At 62.2% G+C, this 23,779-nt stretch carries 20 protein-coding genes; 10 read left to right on the forward strand and 10 right to left on the reverse strand.

From position 1 onward, the window contains the following. The first annotated feature begins 385 nt into the window (after positions 1-385). From ISS99_RS23680 to ISS99_RS10435, 5 genes are read left to right on the forward strand one after another with little or no spacing between them, the layout of a single operon-like run. Positions 386-3,964: a DUF4132 domain-containing protein gene (locus ISS99_RS23680; protein ID WP_204631537.1), complete on the forward strand. Its 3,579-nt coding sequence runs from the start codon at positions 386-388 to the stop codon at positions 3,962-3,964. Beyond that, positions 3,964-5,067 carry an ATP-binding protein gene (locus tag ISS99_RS10420; RefSeq protein ID WP_204631538.1) on the forward strand — a complete coding sequence of 368 codons (1,104 nt, stop codon included), beginning with the start codon at positions 3,964-3,966 and terminating at the stop codon, positions 5,065-5,067. The genes ISS99_RS23680 and ISS99_RS10420 overlap by 1 nt, the downstream gene beginning before the upstream one ends. 16 nt (positions 5,068-5,083) lie before the next feature. Then, positions 5,084-7,513 carry a DUF5682 family protein gene (locus ISS99_RS10425; RefSeq protein ID WP_204631539.1) on the forward strand — a complete coding sequence of 810 codons (2,430 nt, stop codon included), beginning with the start codon at positions 5,084-5,086 and terminating at the stop codon, positions 7,511-7,513. Next, the gene (locus ISS99_RS10430) at positions 7,510-8,625 is read left to right on the forward strand and encodes a VWA domain-containing protein (RefSeq protein WP_204631540.1); all 1,116 of its coding nucleotides are present in this window, start codon (positions 7,510-7,512) and stop codon (positions 8,623-8,625) included. The genes ISS99_RS10425 and ISS99_RS10430 overlap by 4 nt, the downstream gene beginning before the upstream one ends. Then, positions 8,622-10,730, forward strand: a complete 2,109-nt coding sequence (locus ISS99_RS10435; RefSeq protein ID WP_204631541.1) for a hypothetical protein — start codon at positions 8,622-8,624, stop codon at positions 10,728-10,730. Before ISS99_RS10430 ends, ISS99_RS10435 begins: the two co-directional genes overlap by 4 nt. A 70-nt stretch (positions 10,731-10,800) precedes the next feature. On the opposite strand, the gene ISS99_RS10440 is transcribed toward ISS99_RS10435, so the two are convergent. From ISS99_RS10440 to ISS99_RS10450, 3 genes are read right to left on the reverse strand one after another with little or no spacing between them, the layout of a single operon-like run. After that, entirely contained in the window at positions 10,801-12,105 is a 1,305-nt protein-coding gene (locus ISS99_RS10440) for a sensor histidine kinase (protein ID WP_204631542.1), read from the reverse strand. Between the two features lie 14 nt (positions 12,106-12,119). After that, positions 12,120-12,860, reverse strand: a complete 741-nt coding sequence (locus ISS99_RS10445) for a response regulator (protein WP_204631543.1) — start codon at positions 12,858-12,860, stop codon at positions 12,120-12,122. 29 nt (positions 12,861-12,889) lie between these two features. Beyond that, complete coding sequence (locus tag ISS99_RS10450; protein ID WP_204631544.1) at positions 12,890-13,441, reverse strand: redoxin domain-containing protein; 552 nt, start codon at positions 13,439-13,441, stop codon at positions 12,890-12,892. Positions 13,442-13,736: 295 nt separating this feature from the next. Between ISS99_RS10450 and ISS99_RS10455 the strand changes: the two genes are divergently transcribed. The 4 genes from ISS99_RS10455 to ISS99_RS10470 are packed head-to-tail and all read left to right on the forward strand — an operon-like array spanning position 13,737 to position 16,460. Then, positions 13,737-14,144, forward strand: coding sequence for an organic hydroperoxide resistance protein (locus ISS99_RS10455; RefSeq protein WP_204631545.1), 408 nt, complete (start codon positions 13,737-13,739; stop codon positions 14,142-14,144). Positions 14,145-14,185: 41 nt separating this feature from the next. Continuing rightward, complete coding sequence (locus ISS99_RS10460) at positions 14,186-15,205, forward strand: alpha/beta fold hydrolase (protein WP_204631546.1); 1,020 nt, start codon at positions 14,186-14,188, stop codon at positions 15,203-15,205. A 14-nt stretch (positions 15,206-15,219) separates the two neighbouring features. Next, positions 15,220-15,624, forward strand: a complete 405-nt coding sequence (locus ISS99_RS10465; protein ID WP_204631547.1) for a cupin domain-containing protein — start codon at positions 15,220-15,222, stop codon at positions 15,622-15,624. 53 nt (positions 15,625-15,677) lie between these two features. Beyond that, positions 15,678-16,460 (forward strand): alpha/beta fold hydrolase, encoded by a 783-nt coding sequence (locus ISS99_RS10470; protein ID WP_239537826.1) that lies wholly within the window; start codon positions 15,678-15,680, stop codon positions 16,458-16,460. A 55-nt stretch (positions 16,461-16,515) separates the two neighbouring features. Here the strand turns inward: ISS99_RS10470 and ISS99_RS10475 are convergent, their stop codons facing one another. Then, positions 16,516-17,067: a dihydrofolate reductase family protein gene (locus ISS99_RS10475; protein ID WP_204631548.1), complete on the reverse strand. Its 552-nt coding sequence runs from the start codon at positions 17,065-17,067 to the stop codon at positions 16,516-16,518. Positions 17,068-17,434: 367 nt separating this feature from the next. Between ISS99_RS10475 and ISS99_RS10480 the strand changes: the two genes are divergently transcribed. Further along, positions 17,435-18,790 carry an alpha/beta hydrolase family protein gene (locus ISS99_RS10480; RefSeq protein ID WP_204631549.1) on the forward strand — a complete coding sequence of 452 codons (1,356 nt, stop codon included), beginning with the start codon at positions 17,435-17,437 and terminating at the stop codon, positions 18,788-18,790. A 72-nt stretch (positions 18,791-18,862) separates the two neighbouring features. On the opposite strand, the gene ISS99_RS10485 is transcribed toward ISS99_RS10480, so the two are convergent. The 6 genes from ISS99_RS10485 to ISS99_RS10510 all read right to left on the reverse strand — a co-directional run bounded on the left by ISS99_RS10485 (position 18,863) and on the right by ISS99_RS10510 (position 23,741). Then, complete coding sequence (locus ISS99_RS10485) at positions 18,863-19,396, reverse strand: dihydrofolate reductase family protein (RefSeq protein ID WP_204631550.1); 534 nt, start codon at positions 19,394-19,396, stop codon at positions 18,863-18,865. A gap of 104 nt (positions 19,397-19,500) precedes the next feature. Then, positions 19,501-20,049 (reverse strand): DUF805 domain-containing protein, encoded by a 549-nt coding sequence (locus ISS99_RS10490; RefSeq protein WP_204631551.1) that lies wholly within the window; start codon positions 20,047-20,049, stop codon positions 19,501-19,503. Positions 20,050-20,200: 151 nt separating this feature from the next. Then, complete coding sequence (locus ISS99_RS10495; RefSeq protein ID WP_204631552.1) at positions 20,201-20,905, reverse strand: hypothetical protein; 705 nt, start codon at positions 20,903-20,905, stop codon at positions 20,201-20,203. A gap of 371 nt (positions 20,906-21,276) precedes the next feature. Further along, the gene (locus tag ISS99_RS10500) at positions 21,277-21,564 is read right to left on the reverse strand and encodes an EF-hand domain-containing protein (protein WP_204631553.1); all 288 of its coding nucleotides are present in this window, start codon (positions 21,562-21,564) and stop codon (positions 21,277-21,279) included. Between the two features lie 127 nt (positions 21,565-21,691). Continuing rightward, positions 21,692-23,026, reverse strand: coding sequence for an ATP-binding protein (locus ISS99_RS10505; protein WP_204631554.1), 1,335 nt, complete (start codon positions 23,024-23,026; stop codon positions 21,692-21,694). Then, the gene (locus ISS99_RS10510) at positions 23,019-23,741 is read right to left on the reverse strand and encodes a response regulator (RefSeq protein WP_484489050.1); all 723 of its coding nucleotides are present in this window, start codon (positions 23,739-23,741) and stop codon (positions 23,019-23,021) included. The genes ISS99_RS10505 and ISS99_RS10510 overlap by 8 nt, the downstream gene beginning before the upstream one ends. Positions 23,742-23,779: the final 38 nt, after the last annotated feature.

Consider the following 23,779-nt stretch of genomic DNA (forward strand, 5'->3'; position numbering starts at 1 on the left):
GCGGGTACTTCGGCGGTGGCTTGGGGGACGGGTGAAGAGCCTGGTCGCCATTGAAGCTGGTGCGGTGCGGACGCCCCGGTGACGGGTTGTCATCTCACCGTCACCCGGGCCGGAGACGGTCTTCACGAGGCGCAAGGCCAGCCGCAAAAATGACACGATATTCTTGGATAAGCAGCCGCTATATTAGGAAGACGCCAATATCAGCAGGGGGAGCTGAGCCGTGCTCGACTTGATAAGGAAGGTTTTGGGTGGGGATGCCAACGGGAGCGCGAAAGCCGAGCCGACTCAATTTTCCGAAGAAAAATTGAAACCTTGGCTGGCACCGATCGACGACATAAAGAGTGGGGAAAGCCGCTCCGGCATAAGCAAGGACATTTTGTCCTACGTGCTTTCAGGTTCGCCCGAGTCGGTATTGGGCGAGCTGCAAAAGTACAAAGCCGTATGTGCGCAAATTCGCGTTACCGGCTACCTGAAGAGCAGCACGAGCATTCACCCCGTCGCTCTCTATCCGGGATTTGATGACATACCGATCGACGTTCTAGTTCGCTGGACGCGAGTATTGGCAGCGGCCTATTCCGCATTAAATGCAAGGCAATGGACACTGGCGCTGCCAGGCGACGTGCGCGAACCCGAAGCGCTGCTCACGCATGCTTCAGGGGTGAATCATTCGGTGCAGAGCAATCAAAAAGGCGATATTCAGCACGTCACGGCGGTCGGCGTGGAGAAGTTGCTGGCAGCGCTTGGGCTGCAACCGTCTGCACTGTTGCTCGCGGCATTCTCGATGCCGGCCCAGCGCCTCTGGATGTTCGACTATCGCGCCAAAATGGTCACGGATCTCATCGGCTATGCCGAAGCCGTGGAGCGGCATTGCGAAGTGCTCCGGCCGACTTTGTTCCTGCCCCTGCCGCCGCAGCGATTGCACGCTATCGACATGCTCGGTGCCGCGAGCGATGCCGCCCTCATTCCATTCACGAGCGAAATCGCCGAACTTGCCACAGCCGGAAACAAGCAAGTTCGCCAGGCCGTTGACGCCTTGCTGAGCCGTACCGATTCCAAGGGATTGGATGCGCTCAAGCGCCTGGCGCGGGAAGCAAAACCCGATCAACGCGCGACGGCGCTTCAAAAAATCTGGCAAATCGCCACGGCGGGAAAAGACGAACCGCTGGAGACTTTCGCGGTACAAACGGCGAGCGCCGATAACGCGGCATCGGTGCGTGCGCTGGTTCTGGAATGGAATGCCGCGAACGAATCTGCCAGCGCCGGAGCCGATCAATATCAGTTCGAAACGCCAACGATCGACTGGTCGATACCCAACAAGTCGCAGATAGAGGGGTTGCTGGACAAACTGGATGTCCAAGTGGAGCAATCCGTTCGGCACGCCAACCAGCAATTGCAGGAGCGATACGACCGGGAATCGGCAAATGCCCCGGTAAAATGGAAACCCCATTTCGTAGCGGCTCTCGAAAAGGGCGAGTTCAAGAAGTTTCGAAGCTACCTGATGTCGGACGAGACAAAGCCCGTTTCGCCCGTGGAATTGCATCGCCGGCTTTCGCACAGCCACCTGGTTCCCGCGTTACGCACGCTGGCTGCGGATTCCGCTTTTCCGACCACGCTGCTGTTGAAGTCGCTGGCTTACTTCAGTCTCCTCAACCAACACGCGGGAGTGCTGTCCGGTACCGCCATCACCATGCTGAGCGAGCGATATCGGGCAACCGGGCACCCAACCCTGCTCGAAATCTCCGAAATGCTCAATGCGCTGGGTGTGGACGGTGCAGATTCGCTTACCAGCGCCTATTGCAACCCTTGGGATTCGACCGTTCAAAAGACCTGGACGCAAGACGCGGCGTGGCCATTCTTTGCCAAAAATCTGGCAACTCTGCTGCGTTTTATCGATCCGTTGCGCACGCGCCATTACATGCTCGACCGCAAGCTTGCGTATAAGGCGGTTGCGACGCTTCCCGAGCCCCCCGTTGCACTGATCAACACGCTTTACGACATCGCGCTGGGCGATGCGAAACTGGACCGTGTGCTTGCGCAGGCGGCCCTGGCCAACCTGCCGAACAAGGAGCCTCGCATCATCAGTGCGCTTTCGGCGGGCAAGGCGGAACGCAGAACCGTCGCCGCCCAATGGCTTGGGCAATTGCGCCACCAGCCCGCCATACCCGCGTTGGAGAAAGCCGTTTCCGTCGAGAGGCTGGACATTCCCAAGGGTGCGATGCTCGACGCGTTGCAGATGATGGGCCAGCCCATCGAAAAGTATCTGAATCGAGACGCACTCCTGGCCGATGCGACCAAGTCCTTGGCCAAGGGTGAACCCAAGGAGCTGGCCTGGTTTCCCTGGAACGCCTTGCCGGAAATCACCTGGGCCGATTCGGGCGAGCCGGTGCCGGCGCCGATCGTGCGCTGGTTCCTGATTCAGGCCGTCAAGCAGAAGGTCGTGGAGCCCAATGCCATCTTGCGCAAGTACTGCGGCATGTTCGCTGCCAGGCAAAGAGAAGCTCTCGGGCAGTTCGTGCTGGAGACGTGGCTCGCCGAAGACATCCGGCCGATAAACGCCGATGAGGCGCACAAAGCGGCGTCGGCACAGGCGGCGAACACGTTTGCGCAGGCGCAGGCCTATCCGGCGCTGGCGCAGAGTTACCCGCAATACCAAGGTACCGTGGAAGAGATCACCGCCCGTTTGCTCCCCGGCTTTCTTCAGCGGCCGGCGGGATCGGCGGTGGACAGCAAAGGCTTGCTGGCAGTGGTCGGCGCCTGTGCGGGAGATCGCGCCGCCCCTGCTGTCGCGCGCTATCTGAAGCAGTATTACGGTACGCGCGCCTCGCAAGGCAAAGCCCTGATCGCCACGCTGTCGTGGATAGAGAGTCCTGCGGCCATCCAGCTCATGCTGTCGATAGGGAGCCGCTTCCGCACCAAGAGCTTCCAGGTCGAAGCGGAAAAGCAGGCCAAGGCATTGGCGGATCGCAAAGGCTGGACCATGGACGAGCTGGCCGACCGCACCATTCCGTCCGCCGGGTTCGATGAGTCGGGCTCGTTGTCATTGAGCTTCGGGCCGAGAACGTTCACCGCCCGCCTCAAGAGCGATTTTTCGGTCGATCTTTTCAATGACGAGGAAAAGCCGATCAAGGCCCTGCCGCAGCCACGCCAGGACGACGACGCGGAACTTGCCAAGGACGCCAAGAAGGCGTGGGCCAATGTCAAGAAAGAGCTGAAGAATATCGTCGGCATGCAGACGGAGCGTCTGTACGAAGCGCTGTGCATCGGCCGAACCTGGTTGTTCGACGATTGGCAGAGATACGTCAATCAGCACCCCGTCATGCGCCACGTAACGCAGCGCGTGGTCTGGAGTGCGCGCCGGGAAGGCCAGGTCGTTGCCACGTTCCGCCCGCTGGAAGATGGGACCTTGACCGACTGCCGCGACGAAAGCGTGGCATTGAACCCAGGCGACGTCGTTTCCATCGCGCATCCATCGCATCTTTTGGACGACGATGTGAAGGTGTGGCAGCAGCATCTGGTGGATTATGAAGTTCCCGCGCTGTTCCAGCAGTTCGGCAAGGCAACCTATGTATTGCCGAGCGACCGTGCGGATCAGAAGTCCATCGCCGACTTCGAGGGCCATCTGCTGGAAACCTTCGCGCTGAGGGGCCGAGCGGCGAAACTCGGCTATACGCGCGGCCCTACCGAAGACGCCGGCTGGTTTTCCACGTACGAAAAGCGGTACCCCTCGCTTGGCATCGTGGCGATTATCGAATTTACCGGCAATCCGCTGCCGGAAACCAATCGCACCGTGGCACTGCTGAAGATGTCGTTCGCGTCGACCGAAGATGCGGGATGGCAGCGAGCGACCATTCCGCTGGGCGACATCCCGTCCGTCCTGTTGTCCGAGTCGTACAACGACATGCGAGCCATCGCGGCCGAGGGACCCGGCTTTGATCCCGAGTGGCAAAAAAAGAGTCAATACTGATGAATGCTGCGATCGATCAGCCGATTTTGCGCGCGCTGTCCGAGCAGGTGCACGCGCAGGAACTTCAACGGCTTGCCCAAAACGACAAGGGTGCGCGTCCGCCGGGCTGGGCCTTGACGCCTCGCTCGGTCCGCGCCTTCATCGTCGGCGACGACAAGCTGGGCGTGCGCACCAAGTTTTTCGGCGACAACGCGCTCGTCGATCGATGCATCGTTACGCTGATGAGCAACCGCGGGCTGCTGCTGGTGGGCGAGCCCGGCACGGCCAAGTCCATGCTGTCCGAACTGTTGGCAGCGGCGATCTCGGGCAATTCGACCTGCACGATTCAAGGTACGGCGGGCATCACCGAGGATCAAATCAAATATTCCTGGAACTATGCGCTGCTGCTCGCCGAAGGCCCCTCAGCGCGTTCTTTGGTGAGAGGCCCGCTTTACGATGCGCTGGCGGAAGGAAAGCTGTGCCGTTTTGAAGAAATCACGCGAGTGCAGCCGGAAGTCCAGGATTGCCTGATCAGCCTGCTATCGGACAAGCTGCTGCACATTCCGGAGCTGGATGGCGAGGCATCCATCGTATTCGCCAAGCCAGGGTTCAACCTGCTCGCTACGGCGAACATCCGCGACCGCGGCGTGCACGAGATGTCCAGTGCATTGAAGCGCAGGTTCAATTTCGAGACGGTGCGGCCGATCAATGACCGCAAGCTCGAGTCCCGTCTCGTGCGCGACCAGACCGAAGCCCTGCTTGGGCGCTCGAACATCGATATCCCGTTCGACGGCGACATCGTCGAGCTGCTGGTAACGGCGTTCAACGATCTCAGGCATGGCGTGACGGCGGAGGGCGTGGTCGTCGAAAAGCCTACCGCCGTGATGTCTTCCGCCGAGGCCGTCGCGGTCGGATATGCGGCGAGCCTGGATGCGCATTACTTCGGAGACGGCAGCGTCGGCGGCGAACACATCGCGCGCCAATTGATCGGCACGGTGCTCAAGGACAATCCCGAAGACGGCAAGAAACTGCGGCACTACTTCGACGTGGTGGTAAAGCAGAGAGCGCAAAAGAACAAGCAATGGAAACGGGCGCTCGAAGCGCGCGGCGAGCTGGAACGCTAGGCGCCGGCGTTCCATGGTGACCACCGCATCTCGCATCCGGGAACTCGGCGATCGTTTGATGACGCCGGAACTCATCATCTTTCCCGTGCGTCATCACAGTCCCGCGTGCTCATGGCAGTTGCGCAGGCTCTTTGCCACCGTCACGCCGTCGAGCGTGCTGGTCGAAGGGCCGCGATCCTTCACGCCGCTCATTCCGCTGCTGACTCACGAAGCGGCAAAAATGCCGCTGGCCATCTATACGTATGCGGTAATCAAACCCAAAGGCGCACCTGAGCAGCGCCACGCCTCCTATTTTCCGATGTGCGACTACTCGCCTGAGCTGGTCGCCTTGCGCGAAGCCGCCAAGCGCAGCATTCCGGCGCGGTTCGTCGACCTGGATTTTGCCGAGCAGATTTATCAGGAAGAACACTGCGATGAAAAGGACGGTAGCTCCCTGCTGGACGAAAAGCGCTTCCGTCGCAGCGCGCATCTGGAGGCCCTGGCGGAACGTCTGGGTTGCCGCGATCACGAAGAGTTGTGGGAGCACTTGTTCGAGATCGATGCCGGGCACGTGACGCTCAAAGAACACGTTTCCCGCGTGGCAGCCTACTGCGAGCTGTCGCGGCTCGATTATTCCCAGGAAGACCTCCATCGAGACGGAACGCTGGTGCGCGAGGCCGAAATGGTGCGACACATCCGCGAGGCCGTCGCCGGTCGCGCGGCAACGGATGGTCCCGTCGTAGCGATCATGGGCGGGTTCCATGCGGTCGCCATGCCGGAGCTGTTGCGGGATGCATCTCCAAGCCAGCCCTGCGCTACCGGCGATGTCGTCGAAAGCACCTCCGCGTTGATACGTTACAGCTTCGATCGACTCGAGCGCCTCAACGGCTATGCGGCGGGGATGACCTCGCCGGCGTGGCAACAACGCATCTGGGAGCGCTTCATGCTGGGCGATGCGACATCGCCGCCGCTGAAGCGAACGCGACAGGACATCGCGCTCGAGATGCTGTCGGAAGTCGCGGCGACGTTGCGCTCCAAGTACGACGTCGCCATTCCCATGCCCGCATTGAGTGCTGCCTACGAACAAACGCTTAGCCTTGCACGCCTTCGGGCCCGTCCGGCCGTTGCCCGCGTCGACGTTCTGGACGCGATAACCAGCTGTTTCATCAAAGGCGAAGTGGGTACGGCAGGGGAAGCGGTACTGGCGATCGCCAGGCAGGCGTTTACCGGTGCGAGCATCGGCACGGTACCGCCCGGGGCGGGAACGCCGCCGCTGGTGAAAGACGTGATGTGGCGGCTGCGCAAACAGAAACTGAAAATCGACAACATCGAGCGCCAGAAAACCACGCTGGACATCTATCGAAATCCTGCGCATCGGATGACCAGCCGGCTGCTGCATGGGCTGACGTTTCTTGGTATTCCCTTTGCCCAGCGCATCGCCGGCCCCGACTTCATTCACGGGCAGGGCCTGAATCGGTTGCAGGAAAAGTGGGATTACTGCCACACAGCCGCCACGGAAGGCGCGCTCGTGGAAGCCTCCGTGCATGGTGCGACGTTGCCGCTGGCGGTGGCACACCTGTTTGAAAAGAAGCTGGACGCGTTTCGGGCCGGGGGTGCTTTGGCTACGGCTCGAGCGGGAGCCGCCTTGCTTACCCAGGCATTCGTGTTGGGTTTGCACGATCATCTGCCCGCCGCGTTGGCAACTTTGCGCACGAGCATCGGTCACGACGCGGAGTTCGAATCGGTCACGGCCGCCGCGGCCGCCGTTTCGTTGCTGGCTCAGGCACGCGAGCCGCTGGAAGCGCTCGATGCCGGCGAACTGGGAGTGCTGCTCAACACGGCCTATGAGCGCGCCACGTTCCTGGGTGAGGATCTTTCGGTGCCAGCGGACGATCCTGCGAAGGTGGTCCGCGCGTTGATGCGCTGGCGCGAGATACTGGTCAGCGCGGCCGGCGCGCAGCTCGATGCCAGCCTTTACTGGGCGATGCTGGAGCGCATTCAATCCACCCACCCCGTTCCGATCATGCAGGGAGCGGCGACCGGCCTGCGCTATTCGGCGGGCTACCTCGGTGCCGATGCATTGCAAAGTGGGATCGTGGGTCATTTGCGCGGCCACGCAAAGCCGCAGGACGCCGCGGCTTTCATGCGCGGCCTGTTGCAAACCGCGCGAGAGGTTGCCTGGCAACAACCGGAGCTGCTCGACGCATTGGACGAGCTCCTCGCGCAGTGGGATGACGATGCCTTTACCGCCGTTCTTCCCGAATTGCGACTGGCCTTTGCGGAAATGACGCCGCGCGAAACGGATCGCATTGCGCGCGTGGTGGCGCAACGTCACGGCGAGGATCAGCTTGGAACGCTGGTCATCCGCGAGCACTCGGCCGCCGACGTGCAATACCACCTCGAACTGTCAAAGGTGTTGAACGGCATCCTGCACGAAGACCATCTTGCCGAGTGGGGTGGCGCGTGACTCCGCTGGAGCGTTGGCGACTCATCCTCGGCCGCTATGCCGGCCAGCGCTTGCCGGAGTTGGGCGCTGGATCGATTGCTGGTCGCATGGATGCGGCCCTGGATTATCTATACGGCCGTGAATACGCGGGTCGCGGCACGAGGGAGGAGGCGGGCCCCGGCTCGCTCGAAGCGTCGCAGCCGACGCTCGTGCACTGGTTGTCGGAAGTGCGCGAGCTGTTTCCGAAACAGACCGTCGAGGTGATCGAAAAGCACGCGCTTGAGCGCTACGGCCTGACCGAGCTGGTTACCGATCCGCAGACACTCGAACGCCTGGAACCAAGCCAGGAACTGCTCAAGACCCTGATGAGCCTGAGAGGGCACCTCAAGGGTGACGTGCTCGATGTGGCCAGGCGCATCATTCGCCGCGTGGTGGAGGAAATCCGGGCAAAGTTGGAGCCGGAGATAAGGCGCACCTTGTCGGGACGACTCAATCGCTTCCGCCATTCGCCCATGGCGGTTGCCAAGAATTTCGACGCGATGGGCACGGTTCGCCGCAATCTGAAGCATTATGATCGCGAGCGCGGCAAGCTGGTGGTCGAGCATCTGCTTTTTTTCGAACGCAATACGCGGCGGTTGCCGTGGGACGTCATCCTTTGCGTCGACCAAAGCGGCAGCATGGCAGGTTCGGTAATCCACAGCGCGATCATGGCGGGAATTCTCGCCGCGCTGCCGTCGTTCCGGGTCAAGCTGGTGGTGTTCGATACCGCCGTGGTCGATCTGTCCGAGCACGTGGATGATCCGGTCGAAATACTGATGAGCGTGCAGCTCGGCGGTGGCACGCACATAGCGCGTGCGATGAGCTATTGCGCGCAACTGGTCGAGAACCCGCATCGCACCGTGATCGCGCTGGTCAGCGATTTCTGCGAAGGCGCCCCGCCCAGCGAATTGCTGGGCGTCGTGCGGCAGCTGGCCGAAGCCCGCGTGAAATTGATCGGCCTCGCCGCCTTGGACGGGCAGGTGAATCCGGTCTACGACCGGCAAATGGCGCAACAGTTGGCTGCGCTAGGCATGGAGATTGCCGCACTCACTCCGCAGCATCTGGCGCAATGGCTCGTGAAGGTGATCTCGTGAGCCTGCGCACCGCATTGCGGGCCCAATTGCGCGCCATGGACGAGGAAGCCTTTGTGGCTCTCGCCAACCGTGGACTCTACCGGCGGGCGGGCAAGGACCTCGAATCGGTAAGCGTGCGCCTCGGCGAAGAAACCGGTGACGCGCTGCACGTGAGCGTGGGTGACAGAACGGTGACCTTCAGTTCTGCGGGCGTGGCCAACGCCCGCTGCGATTGCCCGTCCACCACGGTGTGCCAGCACATCATTGCCGCGGCGATGTGGCTCCAGAACCAGGCTGCGCTCGATGAGGCATCGACCGGCACATCGACCGGCTCGGCGCAGGATGATGCGGAAGCCTCGGTGCGCGACAGCTTGTGTGCCGAACTGGAGGCGTTCGGCGACGAGCAGCTCATCGCATACGCGGGCAAAGCTGCGTACCGCTGGGCCTGGCAGTTCGTGCAGAACATGGAGGTACTGCCGAAAATAGGCGGAGAGCGGCACATCAGTATCGAGTTGCCGGAGCTCAGGATGACTTTTCGCTATCCCGGGGGACCGCTCGACAACCTGATCAGCGAGCATCGCGGCAGCAAACTGGAAAAATATCGCATTGCCGCCGTGCTCGCTTACCGCAGAGCCAACAACCTGGAGATCGTCGCGCCTACGGTACGCGAAGAGGCACGTAGCGGGCAGATCGATTTCGGCAAAGACCATGCCATTGCAGAGCGCGCGGACCAGGCGCTTGCAACGTCCAGGCAGCGATTGCGTGAAAACGTCATCGAGCTGTTGCAGGAAAGTGTCGAGCTCGGCCTCTCGCATCTCTCCATCGGCACGCACGAGCGCTACGCTACTCTTGCTGTATGGGCCCAAGGTGCCCAGTACCCCCGCCTGGCGCTGCTCTTGCGGCGGTTGGCCGATCACGTCGAGCTGCTGCTCGAGCGCGCAAGTTCCGCCGACGAACATCGGCTGCTGGACGAGGCTTCGCTCGCCCTGGCGCTGACCACCGCGATCGACCGCTCCGCCGCAAAGCAACTCCAGCCCAAGGCACTCATCGGGCGCTCGCGGGAACAATACGCGTCCACCTCCACCATCGAGCTGGTCGGGCTGGGTGCAAGCCCCTGGCGATCGGCGTCGGGATATGTGGGGCTGACCATGCTGTTCTGGTCGCCGGAGGAAGGGGAGTTTCTTTCGTGCACGGACGCGCGCCCTGAGGCGCAAGGATTCTTCAACCCGATAGCACGCTACGAGGCACCCGGTCCCTGGTCGGGGCTGATATCGCCAGCACACGCGACCGGGCGCCGCCTTGCGTTGATGGGCGCGCGGGTCAGCGGAAGCGGCCGCATATCCGGGTCAGAAGCGACGTCGGCGCTGATCAAGACCGACCGTCATTTCGACCAGGCATTGTCCGGCTTGCCGACCCACGTGTCCTGGAAAGAGCTGGCCGAGGCCTTCATCAACGCGGGACGAAACCTGCTCAGCGAGCCCAAGCCACTGCGCTGCTGGTTTGCGCTCAAGGTCGCGCGCTTCGGCGAACCGAGCTTCGATTCCGCCAGGCAACTGCTTACGTGGCCGCTATTCGATCGCGAGCAGAATTCGCTCGTAGCGGAAATACCTTATTCGAACTATTCGGCGGCAGCGATCGACGCCTTGCTGGCAAAGGATGCGACCGGCATCGACAGCGAGGCGCTGGTGATTGCGCGCATGCGCGCGCAGGACGGCCGGCTCGTCGCCGAGCCGCTCAGTTTGTTGAGCCGCGACGCGGGCGGCGAACTGGTCGTCGAGGCGCTGTATTTTCCCGAGCAAAGCAAAAACGTGGTGGCCGCAACACCATCACTTGGCGCTGCTGCGCCGGGCGAAGCGTTTGGGCACCGATCGCACCCTTCGCAAAATCTGCGGCTCGATGAACTCGCCCACGCATTGCGGCGATCGGCGGAACGGGGCGCGAACGATGCATTCAGGCGCGAACTCGATCGTTGCATAGCCACGCTGCGCGTTACGGGTTTCAACGGCTTCACCACATCGCTGCCGCAGGAAACGCCAGCGCACTATTTGCTGCGCGCCAACTTCGTCAGGATGCAGTACCTGCGGTTGCTCGGGGATGAAGAGGAAACGGAATCCGAAGTCCTCTAGCCGGCCACTGAGGGAAAAAGTTTCACGTGGTTGCCGATAGCTCGTGCCGGCTGCCATGTGGATGCGGGCACTACGGCAGCGTAATCACCGCCGCAAGCCCGCCGCCCGATTGATTGGAAAGTCGAAGGTCGCCACCGATGGCCCGTGCCAGTTGCGCGGCGATGGCCAGGCCCAGGCCGGCGCCGCCGGTGTCGCGGTTGCGCGAGCCCTCCAGCCGATAGAAGGGTTGCAGCACCTGTTCCAGTTGATCGTCGGGAATGCCCGGCCCGCGGTCGCACACGGCCATGCACAATGCGCCCTCGTCGTTGCGCCAGCTGCTGACCTCGGCCGAACCGCCGTACTTGATGGCGTTATCGATCAGGTTGCCCAGCACGCGCCGCAGCGCCTGTTGGCGAACCATGGACGTGCCTTTGACGGAATCGGCCATGGCCACGGGTTTGCCGATGTCCTGATAGTCGAACACCAGGCTTTCCAGAAACGCTTTGACGTCCATGCGCACCGGCGTCTCCGCACCGCCATGTGCGCTGCGTGCATAGGCGACGCCTTCGCGCACGAGGTGTTCCATCTCGTGCAGGTCGCGGAGAATCTTCGGGCGCTCTTCGCCTTCATCCAGCGATTCGGCGCGTAAGCGCATGCGCGTGATGGGTGTCTGCAAGTCGTGCGAGATCGAGGCGAGGATGTGCAGGCGCTCCTTGAGGTGGCGCGCGATGCGCTCCTGCATGGTGTTGAAGGCGATCGCTGCCTTCGCCACCTCCACGGGGCCTGCCTCGCTCATGCGCGGGCCGTCCGCAGTCGGCGTCATGGCTTCCGCGGCCTGCGCAAGTTGCGCCAGCGGATGCGCGGCCAACCGCACGGCCAGCCAGGTACACGCGAGCAACAGGCACAGCTGCAACACCAGAACGATCGGCAGCCATTGCGCGATCGGCGCCACGCCGCGCGGCGTGACTTCGAGCGTGAGCGCCGAGCCGTCGTGCAGGGTGAAATGCACCTGGTAGCGCTCCGGATGCATCGAAATCGTGTCGCCCTGCACGCGGTAACCCGGGCCGACTTCTCTTTCGATCCGCTGCACGAGTTGCCGCGAGCGTTCGGTAGCCAGCGGCATGCCCGGTTGGCCCTGTCCAAGCAGGAAAAAGTAGTTGTCACGCCGCAGCAGGATCAGCCAGTCGGCGCGCTCGGCGGCGGGCAGGCGGTCCAGCATGGCCACCGAGGTACCCACTTCGTGCTCGACCGTGTCGAGCATGGTGGTGGTGGCGCTTTCGTAGCGCTCGTAGAACATCACTGCAAAGGAAAGCCCCTGCGCCAGCATCAGCCCGATAAAGATGATCAGGTAGATGCGCGACGCCATGCTGCGCGGCAGCCAGCGCTTCGGTGCCATCGATGCCGCCTGGTTCACGGGGCTTCCCCATGTACGGTGATCGGCATGCTGAACACATAACCTTCGCTGCGCACGGTCTTGATGTACGACTGCTCCTTGGCGTTGTCTTCCAGGCGCGTGCGCAGGCGGCTTACCAGCAGGTCGATCGAGCGGTCGAACAGCTCCGCATCCCGGCCCTGGGTGAGGTTGAGCAGCTGGTCGCGCGAAAGCACGCGCTGCGGATGATCCAGGAACACGCGCAGCAAGCGGAACTCCGCACCGCTCAATGGCACCAGGGTGCCGTTTTCGTCCAGCAGCTGGCGCGCGGCGGTATCCAGCCGCCAGCGCCCGAATGCCAGCACCTCGACGGTTTCGGTAATGCGCAGGTTCGGCGGCAGCATGCGCGTGCGGCGAATCACCGCTTTGATGCGCGCCAGCAGTTCGCGCGGCGAGAACGGCTTGGTGAGATAGTCGTCCGCGCCCATTTCCAAGCCGATGATGCGATCGGTTTCGTCGTCGCGCGCCGTCAGCAGCAGGATCGGCAGCGAGCGATGCTTGCCGGCGCGCAGGGTGCGGCACAGCACCAGGCCGTCGTCGCCGGGCATCATGATGTCCAGCACGACCAGGTCGAACGCCGAGGCATCCAATTGCGCAAACATGTCGCGGCCATCGACGGCGGCGCTGGCGCGCAGGCCGTTCTTCTTCAGGTAGTCCACGACACCGGTGCGGATGTCGCGATCGTCATCGACGACGAGGATGTTATCGATGTGGTCCACGTGCAGGTGCTCTCCCGATGACATTTCCATTACGTATTCTGCGAGTTACCCAGCAGCTGGCGAACGCGCTGCTCGATGCCGTCGTAGTTTCCCTCGCCGACATGGTAATAGACCACGCGGCCTTGCCGGTCGATGAGGTAGATCGCCGGCCAGTAGCGATTGCCATAGGCATTCCAGATACGGTAGCTGTTGTCCATGACCACCGGCCAGGTGATCCGGTATTCGCCGATCGCCTTTTGCAGCAGCGCCGGATCGCGCTCTTCGTCGTATTCGGGCGTGTGCACGCCGACGACCACCAGCCCATGGCTGGCGTACTGGTCGTTTAGTGCCTTGATGTGCGGCTGCACGTCGATGCAGTTGATGCATTCGCGCGTCCAGAACTCCACCAGTACCACCTTGCCGCGCAGGTTGCCGATGCTCAATGGCGGCGAATTGAACCAGCGCGTGGCGCCGGCGAAATCCGGTGCCGGCGCGCCGGTGGCAGGCTCCTGTGCACCGGCGGTGGTCCAGACGTTGGACCAGAAAAGGATCAGCACCGCGGCGGTGGCGGCAAGGACGGCGGCAATGCGAAAGGGTTTCATGAAGGGTCGGCCTGCTGTGGATAAGTGGCTGCGCCCGCGCGCTGCCGTGAGGCCTATGGGATACCCCCGACTTATCCGGCACGTGTCCGCCCCGACGGCGATTTGTATCGGTTTGTAGCCATGGGCGGTCGGGCGCGGGGTTTTGTATCAAAACGTATCAAGGCGCGGCCGCTACACATTTCGATGCCTTTGGGCGCTTGACCGGACACAACCGGGATACGCCGCCGCGGTCTCCTATGCACACCGGCCGGGACCTCGCTGCGGGGCGGCCATTCGACCACCAAGGAAACCGATCATGTCCATTCTCTACACCGCCAAGACCACCACCACCGGCGGCCGCAACGGCCAGGTCCGCAGCGACGACGGCCGCCTCGACATCAAGCTGTCGGTTCCCGGTTCCAACGGTGCCGGCACCAATCCGGAGCAGTTGTTCGCCGCCGGCTGGTCTGCCTGCTTCATCGGTGCGATGGGGCGTGCGGCGCAGGAGATCGGTGTCGCGCTTCCGGCGGAGACCTCGGTCGCGGCGGAAGTCGACCTGGGCAGTGATCCCGAACAGGGGTTCTTCCTGCAGGCACGCCTCAATGTGAGCCTGCCGGGCCTGGAGCATGCCGTCGCCCAATCCCTGGTCGACCGCGCCCACCAGATCTGCCCGTATTCGAAGGCGACGCGCGGAAACATCCAGGCCGTCGTTTCGGCGCTCTGAGCCCCCTTCCTCTCATCACGCATCCATTCCAGGAGATCATCATGAAGCGCACGCATCTGGCACTCGCCGCCGCACTTGCCCTGAGCCTCACCGGTCTTGCCTCGGCGGCAGGTACCGAAGCCCCGGCCACGTCACCGTCTGCCGCATCGGCAGCCTCGCCCGATCCGTGGGGACCGCTGAAGCACGTGCACGCCGGCGTGCTGGATGTGGCCTACGCCGAGATGGGCCCGGCCAACGGCCCGGTGGTGATTCTTCTGCACGGATGGCCGTACGACATTCACAGTTTTGAACAGGTGGCACCGGAGCTGGCGGCCAAGGGTTATCGCGTGCTGGTTCCTTATGCACGCGGATATGGCGACACGCACTTCCTGTCGGCCAGCACCATGCGCAACGCCGAGCCTGCCGCATTGGCCCAGGACGTCATCGATTTCATGGATGCGCTGCACATCCAGCGCGCGGAGTTGGGCGGCTTCGACTGGGGTGCGCGTTCGGCGGATATCGTTGCCGCCCTGTGGCCGCAGCGTGTGACGTCGCTTGTGACCGTAAGCGGTTATCTGATCGGCAGCCAGGAATCGGGCAAGGCACCGTTACCGCCCAAGGCCGAGCTGCAATGGTGGTATCAGTATTACTTCGCCACCGAGCGTGGTCGTGTCGGTTACGAACAGTATCGCCACGATTTTGCCAAGCTGATCTGGCAGCTGGCCTCACCGAAGTGGAATTTCGATGAAGCCACGTTCGAGCGTAGTGCAGCCGCGCTGAACAACCCGGACCAGGTCGCCATCGCCATCCACAACTACCGCTGGCGGTTGGACCTGGCCCAGGGCGAAACGAAATACGCGCCCCTGGAACAGCGGCTGGCACAATTCCCCGCGATCACCGTGCCGACGATCGCCCTGGAAGGCGATGCCAACGGCGCACCGCATCCGCAACCGGAAACCTATGCCAAGCACTTCACCGGCAAGTACCAGTTCCGCCTGATTACCGGTGGCATCGGCCACAACCTGCCGCAAGAAGCGCCGCAAGCGTTCACGCAAGCCGTGATCGATGCGGGTCATCTTTGATTAGGGAGAGCGACGTGAAAACTTTTATCGCAGGTTCGGCCGTCTTTCTCGCCATCGCAGGTTTCATGGCGCCTCAAGCGGGACAGGCGCAGTCGTTGCAAGGCATGCATCGCCAGGATTTGTCTCGCCACAACCTCAGCATTCCCGGTTACGAGGAAGTGCAGGCGCGCGTCGACCTCGATCCCGGCGCGACCGCGCCCAATCACAAGCATCCCGGCGAGGAAATCATCTACGTGATCGAGGGCACCTTGACCTATCGCCTCGAAGGCAGGCCGCCGGTGACGCTCAAGGCGGGCGACGTGCTGTTTGTGCCGGCTGGCGTGGTGCACAGCGCAACCAATGTCGGGCAAACCGAAGCCGCCGAACTTGGAACTTACATCGTTCCCATCGGAAAGCCGCTGGTCGAACTGGTGAAGTGAATCATTTCAGACGGGGCCAAAGTGTCCCCTCGCAAAACTCAAGGAGATAAGCAATGAAAAGCATATTCGCAGGACTGTTGTTCGCCGCTGCCGCCGTCATGGGCGGCAAGGTTTCCGCGCAGGAGCCGATGCACAAGCCCACCATTGTGCTGGTGCATGGCGCGTTCGCCGATGCATCCAGCTGGAACGGGGTCGTGAAGATCCTGCAGAAGGACGGCTACTTCGTGATCGCTGCGGCCAATCCGCTGCGTGGCGTGAAGAGCGACGGTGCGTATGTCGGCAGCCTCGTCGCCGATCTGAATAGTCCGGTCGTGCTGGTTGGCCACTCCTATGGCGGCAATGTCATCACCGAAGCTGCCAATGGCCACGCGAACGTCAAGGCCTTGGTATACGTCAGCGCGTTTGCTCCCGACACCGGCGAAACCGTCGCCGAACTCGCCGGCAAATTCCCAGGCAGCACGCTGGGCCAGGCGTTGGCCCCGCCGGCTGAGCTCGCCGACGGCAGCAAGGATCTCTACGTGCTCCAGAGCAAATTTCCCGCGCAGTTCGCCGCCGATGTTCCCGCTGCCCAGGCCGCGCTGATGGCAGCCACGCAGCGCCCGCTGGCCCAGGCGGCGCTGGATGAAAAGTCCGGCGATGCGGCGTGGAAAACCATCCCGTCATGGTTCATTTACGGTGACGCCGACAGGAACATTCCGCCGCAGGTAATGGCGTTCATGGCCAAGCGTGCAAGTGCCCGGGATACGGTAGTGGTCAAGGGTGGCTCGCACGTGGTGATGGTGTCTCATCCTGAATTGGTGGCCAGGCTGATCGAGAAGGCGGCGTCGGCGAAGTAATTCGGACAGGGCTCGCGGCCACTTAGGTGGTCGCGAGCATTTCGTTGTATTCCCGTCAGGAGCACCGCGCCGTCAAGCAGGGGCCGTAGGTAAGCCTGATCACGTCCTCGACGATGACATCGCTCGCTACGAGGCGAAGCCGTGGCCGCGGGCCGGCGAAGAATGGCTTGCCCTGGCCGACCACGATGGGATGGATATAGAGCTGATACTCGTCGATCAGGCCAAGGTCGCCGAGGCTGCGCGCCAAGCCCGGCCCGGCCACTTCGATCTCCCCGTCGTGCCTGGCCTTCAATCTGCGTATCGTCGCTTCGACGTCATCGGCGATGAGGGTGGCATTCGGGCCGACCGACTTCAGCGAGTGCGATACGACCCACTTCGGCTTGCTCCGCCACACCGCCGCGTAGGCGTGCTCATCCGCACCCCAGTCCGCCGAGTCTTCGTCCCAATAACGCATCACTTCATACATGCCGCGGCCATATACCATGCCCGCCGAGCCGCGCACTTGCTCCATGAAGTGACGAAAGAGCGAAGGGTTGGGCGGGCCGAATGCGCGATGGTCGATGTAGCCATCCAGGGACTGGTTCAATCCGAAGACAAGCTTAGCCATGGGGAATCTCCACGCCGGAGTTTTCAGGGTAGCTCGATCTGTTGCTGCAAAGAAGAGCGGCTGGGCGCACAGCGGGTGAACTTTGGAGGTGCAACGTTGCGAAGGAGCTCAGGAAGCGGACGTCTTGCACGTTTCCTGTGGTGTTACTCTACCTCGACGGATGGAGTGAATCGGATCTGCTGATTCCTTGTGGCACGAGCCGTTTTGCCAGCGTAGCAAGACCCCTTGAGAGAAACCCCGTGCTTTTGATCGACGACCGGATCGAGCGCATGTTCGATCCTGGTTGCGATGTTCTTTGGCGCGGCGCAAAGCCATTCTCCAACGAGCATTCACAATGAAAAAGAATTTGCTTAAGCATTCGTTTTCGATGTGTAGGACGCTGATTCGTTTCGGAACCATCGGTTTGATTGCGCTGGGCGGCATCGCGCATGCCGCCGGCAGTCCCGCCACGAATTGCCACATTGGCGCGTACCGACTTTCCAATGGCGACCTGGTCGACATCGGTGCTACCGATGAAGCGGCCGATTTGCGTTGGAACCGGGATGACGGAACTACCGGTCATTTGACACCCCATCACGACGGCACGTGGTCGAGTACGCTCGGCTGGACTGGCCGTCCGGACGGAATCACCGTGCGCTTCTCCGATTGCGGTGATGGCGGGATTACGTTCAATCACCTGGAGGGCAAGCGCGTCCCCTTTGACATCACGAACACGCAATTTCAGGGAGCGGGCGTAACGCTGGCAGGTCGGCTCGTCTTGCCCAAGGGCAACGAACGCGTGCCGATCGTAGTGTTGGTGCACGGCTCCGAACACGACTCGGCGCTGGAATACTACGATCTGCAGCGCATGTTTCCGGCCATGGGCATTGGCGTGTTCGTGTACGACAAGCGCGGCACCGGTGCATCGAGCGGAACTTACACACAAGATTTCCTGTTGCTGGCCGACGATGCGATCGCCGCCGTGCAGGAGGCCAAGCGCCTGGCTGGCAATCGCGCCGGCCGTATCGGCTATCAGGGCGGCAGCGAAGGCGGCTGGGTGGAGCCGCTGGCAGCGAAGATCGCACCAGTGGATTTTGTCATCGTGGGGTTCGGGCTCGCGGTTTCACCGCTGGACGAAGACCGCGAGGCCATCGAGTACGACATGCAGAGCCGAGGCTACGGATCGGACGTGATGGGCAAGGCGATGCAGATCGCCGATGCATCGGCAGCGATCCTGCTCAGCGATTTCAGCACGGGCTACGACCGGCTGGACGCGCTCAAGAAACAGTACGGCAAGGAACCCTGGTTCAAGTATGTGCGCGGCGATGTCACGTGGGCACTCCTGGCCTGGCCGGCCAACGAAGTTAAGCAAAAGGGACCGGTACTTTTTGCCGGCGTGCCTCTTCAATACGACCCGATGCCCGTGTTGCGCCATCTGGAAACGCCGCAACTTTGGATACTCGGCAAGGAGGATGACGATGCGCCCAGTGCTGAAACCACCAAGAGGCTGATCGGACTGCAAAAAGCTGGGCAGCCAATCTCGGTGGCAGTTTTTCCGCGTGCCGAGCACGGCATCTACGAATTCGAAACGGCACCAGATGGCTCACGCAACGATACGCGCAACCCAAGCGGGTATTTCAGCATGATGCGTGACTACATTCTCGACGGAAAGCTAGGTGACCATTATGGAGACGCCACGTTGTACAGCGCTCCGCCAGCGATGGTCAGTCAGTCACAGCATTGAGCGGAACAGCAAGATCGGGGTCGGGGCCACGTTGCAGATCATCAAAAGTGAACCCGGCCCGATCTTCCGATATCAAGCAGGGACATACGTCAACCTGATCAAGTCCTCGCCGATTAAATCGCTGGCCACGAAGCGGAGCGGCGGCCGAGGGCCTGCGAAGAATGGCTTGCCACGGCCAAGCACGAGGGGGCGGAAATAGAGTCGATATTCGTCGATGAGGCCGAGGTCGGTCAGGCTTTGCGCCAGGTCCGGTCCGGCGACGTCGATCTCCCCGGCGAGCTTGGCTTTCAGTTCTCGTATCGCCGCCTCGATGTTTTCGGCGACCAGGGTGGCGTTCGGACCGACGGACGTCAGCGAGCGCGACACAACCCACTTTGGTTTGCTTTGCCATACCGCGGCAAAGTCGCGGTCTTCCGCATCCCAGTCCGGAAGGTCATCGTCCCAGTAACGCATGATCTCGTACATGCGACGGCCGTACAGCATGCCCGTCAGGTTGCGCACGTGCTCTACGAAATGACGAACGGCCGATGGAGCAGGAGGCCCCAATTCCATATGGTCGACATAGCCGTCCAGGGACTGCATCAATCCGAACACGAGCTTTGCCATGGGGAATCTCCCGTCGTTCATCCGTGACGGGAGCCTACTCCGACCTGCAATGAGTTGTTCCAGCTCTATCAGTCACGGCCAACAGGCACGCGATTGGGGCGGCCTCAACCCGCGATCGCCTCAGGCGACGCTACTGCCTTGGTCGGGTAGGTAAGCAGATAGAGCAGCACCAGAGTGCCTGCGACCGGCACCAGGCTGATGAGCTGCCACCAGGGACTGAGGTTGGCGTCGCGTAGGCGCCGGGTGCACGCTGCGATCCACGGTTGCAGCACGAGTAACGCGGCGATCTCCATCGGCAGGGGGCCGGCGACCTTGGTCAACAGCTGGGCGAAGGCCAGCAGCATGACCGCGCCGAGCGCGAACCACCAGAAATCCGCGCGAGAGGTGGTGCCGGTGAAATCCAGGCCACGCAGCACGCCTTCGCGCATGGCCTTGATGGCCGGCTGGCTGGGTGCCGGGTCGCCCAACAGCAAGCTTTCGGCCGACACCTCGAATACCGCGGCCAGTGCCCGCAGGGATTCCATCGAGATCTTTGCGCCCGATTCAAGGCGCTGGATGGTCCGCAGGTTCAGGCCGCTCAGTTTGGCCAATTGCTCCTGCGACCATTGCCGGGCGGCGCGCAGCTCTCGAAGTCGGTCGCTATGGATGTGCATATCTGTTCCTGGGCATTAGGGACTCGGGCCCCGCCACTATCCTGCCGCACGCCAGCCCTCCGTGACGACAGGGCCCTGCAATGAGCACGGCACGAGCCCGACAAACCGCTGTCGGGCCGCACCGGTGCCGCCTGAGGCGCTCGATTATGGCTCAGCGGCAGTTGACCGCTGCGCCGCTGGCATTGGTGCAGCTAGCGGTGTGCGTCAGTCCTTGCCCCGGCGTGTAACTGGCGCTGCCGTTATAGGAACCGCCGCTGGCATTGGTCAGGCCGGTGCTGCGCGTCGTGGTGCCATTGGCCTGGCTCACTGCGGTGTTGTAGCTGCCGTTGGGGCCGCTGCCGCTGCGACTATATCCCTGGCCTTGCGTATAGGTGCCGCTGTGATCGTAGGTCTGGCCGTTCGCGTTGGTGGCGGTTGCGGTGTGCGTGGTGACGCCGTTGGCCGTGGTGGTGGAGGTTTGATAGCTGCCACGCGAACCGCTGCCGCTGGACTGGCTGTTGCCCGACCAGGTGCCGTTCGTGTTGCGTGAATACGCACCGTTGCTCGAGAAGTTTCCGCCGGAAGACGTATGGCCAGAATTGGAAAAATTGGCCTGGGCCGAACCATTGGAGTTGCTGCTGTAGCTGTTGTGGCCGCTGAAGTTGCCGCCATTCACGCCATTCGCCCAGTGGCCGCCTTGATGCGTCGTGGCACCGTTTGACCAGTGGGTGTAGCCGCCGCCGCTCGCAGAGCCGCGCGCACCGTTGGCGCCCATCGCATGGAAGCGGGTTTGCGCCGATGCATTGGCGGTCACGCACAAGGTAGCCATCATCACGGCGCCAGCCGCCAGCATTTTCAAAATCTTCAATACACGCATTACTTGAGTTCTCCTGAGAAAAAGGGGGTTAGCCCCGACGAGGAGACATTCTGGACAGCGGATCTAACTCAGCTATGTAGGAAACGGGGGCAAATGTAACAACCTGTTGCAGAGTGCCTCGCTGGCGCAAGGCAGCGCACGCATAGACCTAGGCCAATGGGTTCTTAACCATCGAACGTTTGGATGCATGAGCTCCAGCAGCCGGAGCTGGAGTCTTCTTGCCCAGCCCGTAATTCAGGCGAAAAAAAACACCACGTGGGTGGTGTTTAAGTGGGTGTGGAGGGGCAAGGCGACGTCGGACGGGGGGAAGGTGTCGGGGGTGCCGACGTCGCCTTGCCAGGAAAAGGCGCTAAAAACCGCGAATGCCGCGCTCAGCCGCCAGCACGGCTGGCTACAAAGGCCTTGATCTGGTTGAGCGTGATATAGCCCTGGCGATTCGTATCGATTTCATTGAAGTGCTGCGCGACGCGCGGCATACCGGCCTGAGCCTCGGCCAGGGTCAGTTTGCCGTCGTGATTGGTATCGGCGGCATCGAACTTCTGTTGCAGCGTCTGCATCATGCGCTGCGCGCGGGGAGAGCTGAGGCTGGTTTGCGGCGTTGCCACCGCAACGATGGGTGACAGGAAGGCCACCATGAAAATGGAAAGAATCTTGCGCATGAATACATACCTATGAATGAGAGAGCGACCGCCGATGGGGCCGCGCCGGCCAGATGCGGCCGACGAAGATCATGCTAGGCGCGAGATATTGGGCAGGTATTGCTGGCGCGGACCGAAATGTTTCTGGTTATGACAACGCGGGCGATGGCGTACCCGCCGGCGACGTGGCGAGCGACAACACCAAGCGTGCTTCGAGGCCATTCGGTTGGCGGCGAATCAAGTGCAGCCGCCCGCCATGCAAGCGCGCGACGCGATCGACAATGGCCAGGCCCAGCCCGGATCCGCTGATGTTGGAGCGCCCGACATCGCCTCGTGTAAACGGCTGCAGCAGACGCGTCTCATCGCCTTCCGCCAGGCCGGGGCCGCGATCGAGCACCGCCAGCACGATCGTGTCGTTCTCTCTATAAGTACGAATCTCGAGGCCGACCCCGCCGTACTTCACGGCGTTCTCCATCAGGTTGTGCACCACTCGCGTCATCGCGATCGGCCTGAATCGCCATGCCTGCAGCGGATCGAGATGCAACGCGAACACGTGGCCGCGTTCGGCAAATTCGGCAGCCAGCTGTTCAACCAGGGTATTTACATCGCCATCGACCAGGGGTTCGTCGCTGCCCACACGGCCGAAGTCGATGAATTGGCCGATGATGGCGTCGATCTGATCGATGTACTGGCCCACAGGCAGATCGCGCGCGTGCTCGTCGATCGCCAGCATCAGGCGCAACTTGGCCAGCGGCGAGCGGATATCGTGCGAAATGCCGGCAAGCATCACTGTGCGGCTGGCTTCCATCTCTTCCAGATTGTCCATCATGGCGTTGAACTGTTTCGCCACGATCGCCAGCTCCGATGCATGGTAGGTTGGAAGACGTTCCGCGCGGCCGCCGGAACCCAGGTTCTGCGCGGCCGTGGCGAGATCGCGCAAGGGACGGTTGATGCGCCGCTGGATCAGCAGTGCGCCAAGCGCGGCGGAAAGCGCCAGGCAACACCAGAGAACCAACGCCGACGTGAGCCAGCGATAAGGGAGCAATTCGTTGACGGGCAGCTTGATCCAATAGCGCTGGCCGCTGATGTCGATGTGCACCCACACCGCCAGATGTGGCGCAGTGCTCACGCGCAGGTCGATGCCTTTGGCCAGGTTTCGCCGCACTTCGCGAATAAACAGCTTTCCCAATAGCGTTTCGAATTCTGTCGCATCGGTGGATGGTTCGGCGAGCTGGGCGTGGAGCGGACCGATCCGGTTCAATCGGGCTACGTAGGCATCGCGATCGGTCGCGTGCACCTGCGATAGCGCTGCATCGAGCATGTTAACCTGCGTGGCGACCAACTGCGCCACCTCCATGACGCGGGGGCGCTGAAGCAACAGGTACAGCGCCACCGTGGACATCTGCGCGATAGCGATCAGGGCCAGCAACAACAGCAGGTTGCGGCCGAACAACGAGCGCGGCCACAGGGCCAGCTTAAGCATGGCCGCCATCCGGCGTGAACATATAGCCGACACCCCACACCGTTCGCAGGTAACGCGGCGCGGCCGGATCGTCTTCGATCTTGCGCCGCAGCCGCGAGATCTGTACGTCCAGGCTGCGGTCCATGGCTTCGTGATCGCGGCCTTTGACTTTGTCTTGAAGGTGATCGCGGCTCATCGGGCGGCGAGGATTGGCCGCGAACACGCGCAGCAACTGAAATTCCATATTGGTGAGCGGAATGGATGCGCCATCGCGCTGCAGTTCCATGCGCGAGATGTTGAGCGTGAAGGGGCCGAATTCGGTGACCTCGTCGTTACCCCACACCTGCGTGCTGTGCAGCATGTGTTGGCGGCGGCGCATCGCATTCAACCGGGCCACCAGCTCGCGCGGCTCGGATGTCTTGGGCAGGTAATCGTCCGCGCCCATTTCCAGGCCGACAATGCGATCGACCGAGTCGCCGCGTGCAGTGAGCATGAGAATGGGAATGGTCTGTCCGCTCGCGCGCAGGCGGCGGCATATCGAAAGACCGTTTTCGCCCGGCATCATCAAGTCCAATACCAGCGCATCGAACGGCTCGCGCTGCAAGAGGCGATCGAGCTGTTCGGCGCTGTCGATGGCCTGAACCTGGAAACCGTTATCGGTGAGATAGCGGCGCAGCATGTTGCGCAATTCAGCATCATCGTCGAGCACGATGACGCGCGGGGGGCGCTCGTTCACGGACATCGTCTCCTCGTCAGTGTTACGCCGCGGCCATT

Origin of the sequence: Dyella mobilis (assembly GCF_016904945.1) — a bacterium.
GTDB classification, from domain to species: Bacteria; Pseudomonadota; Gammaproteobacteria; order Xanthomonadales; family Rhodanobacteraceae; genus Dyella_B; species Dyella_B mobilis.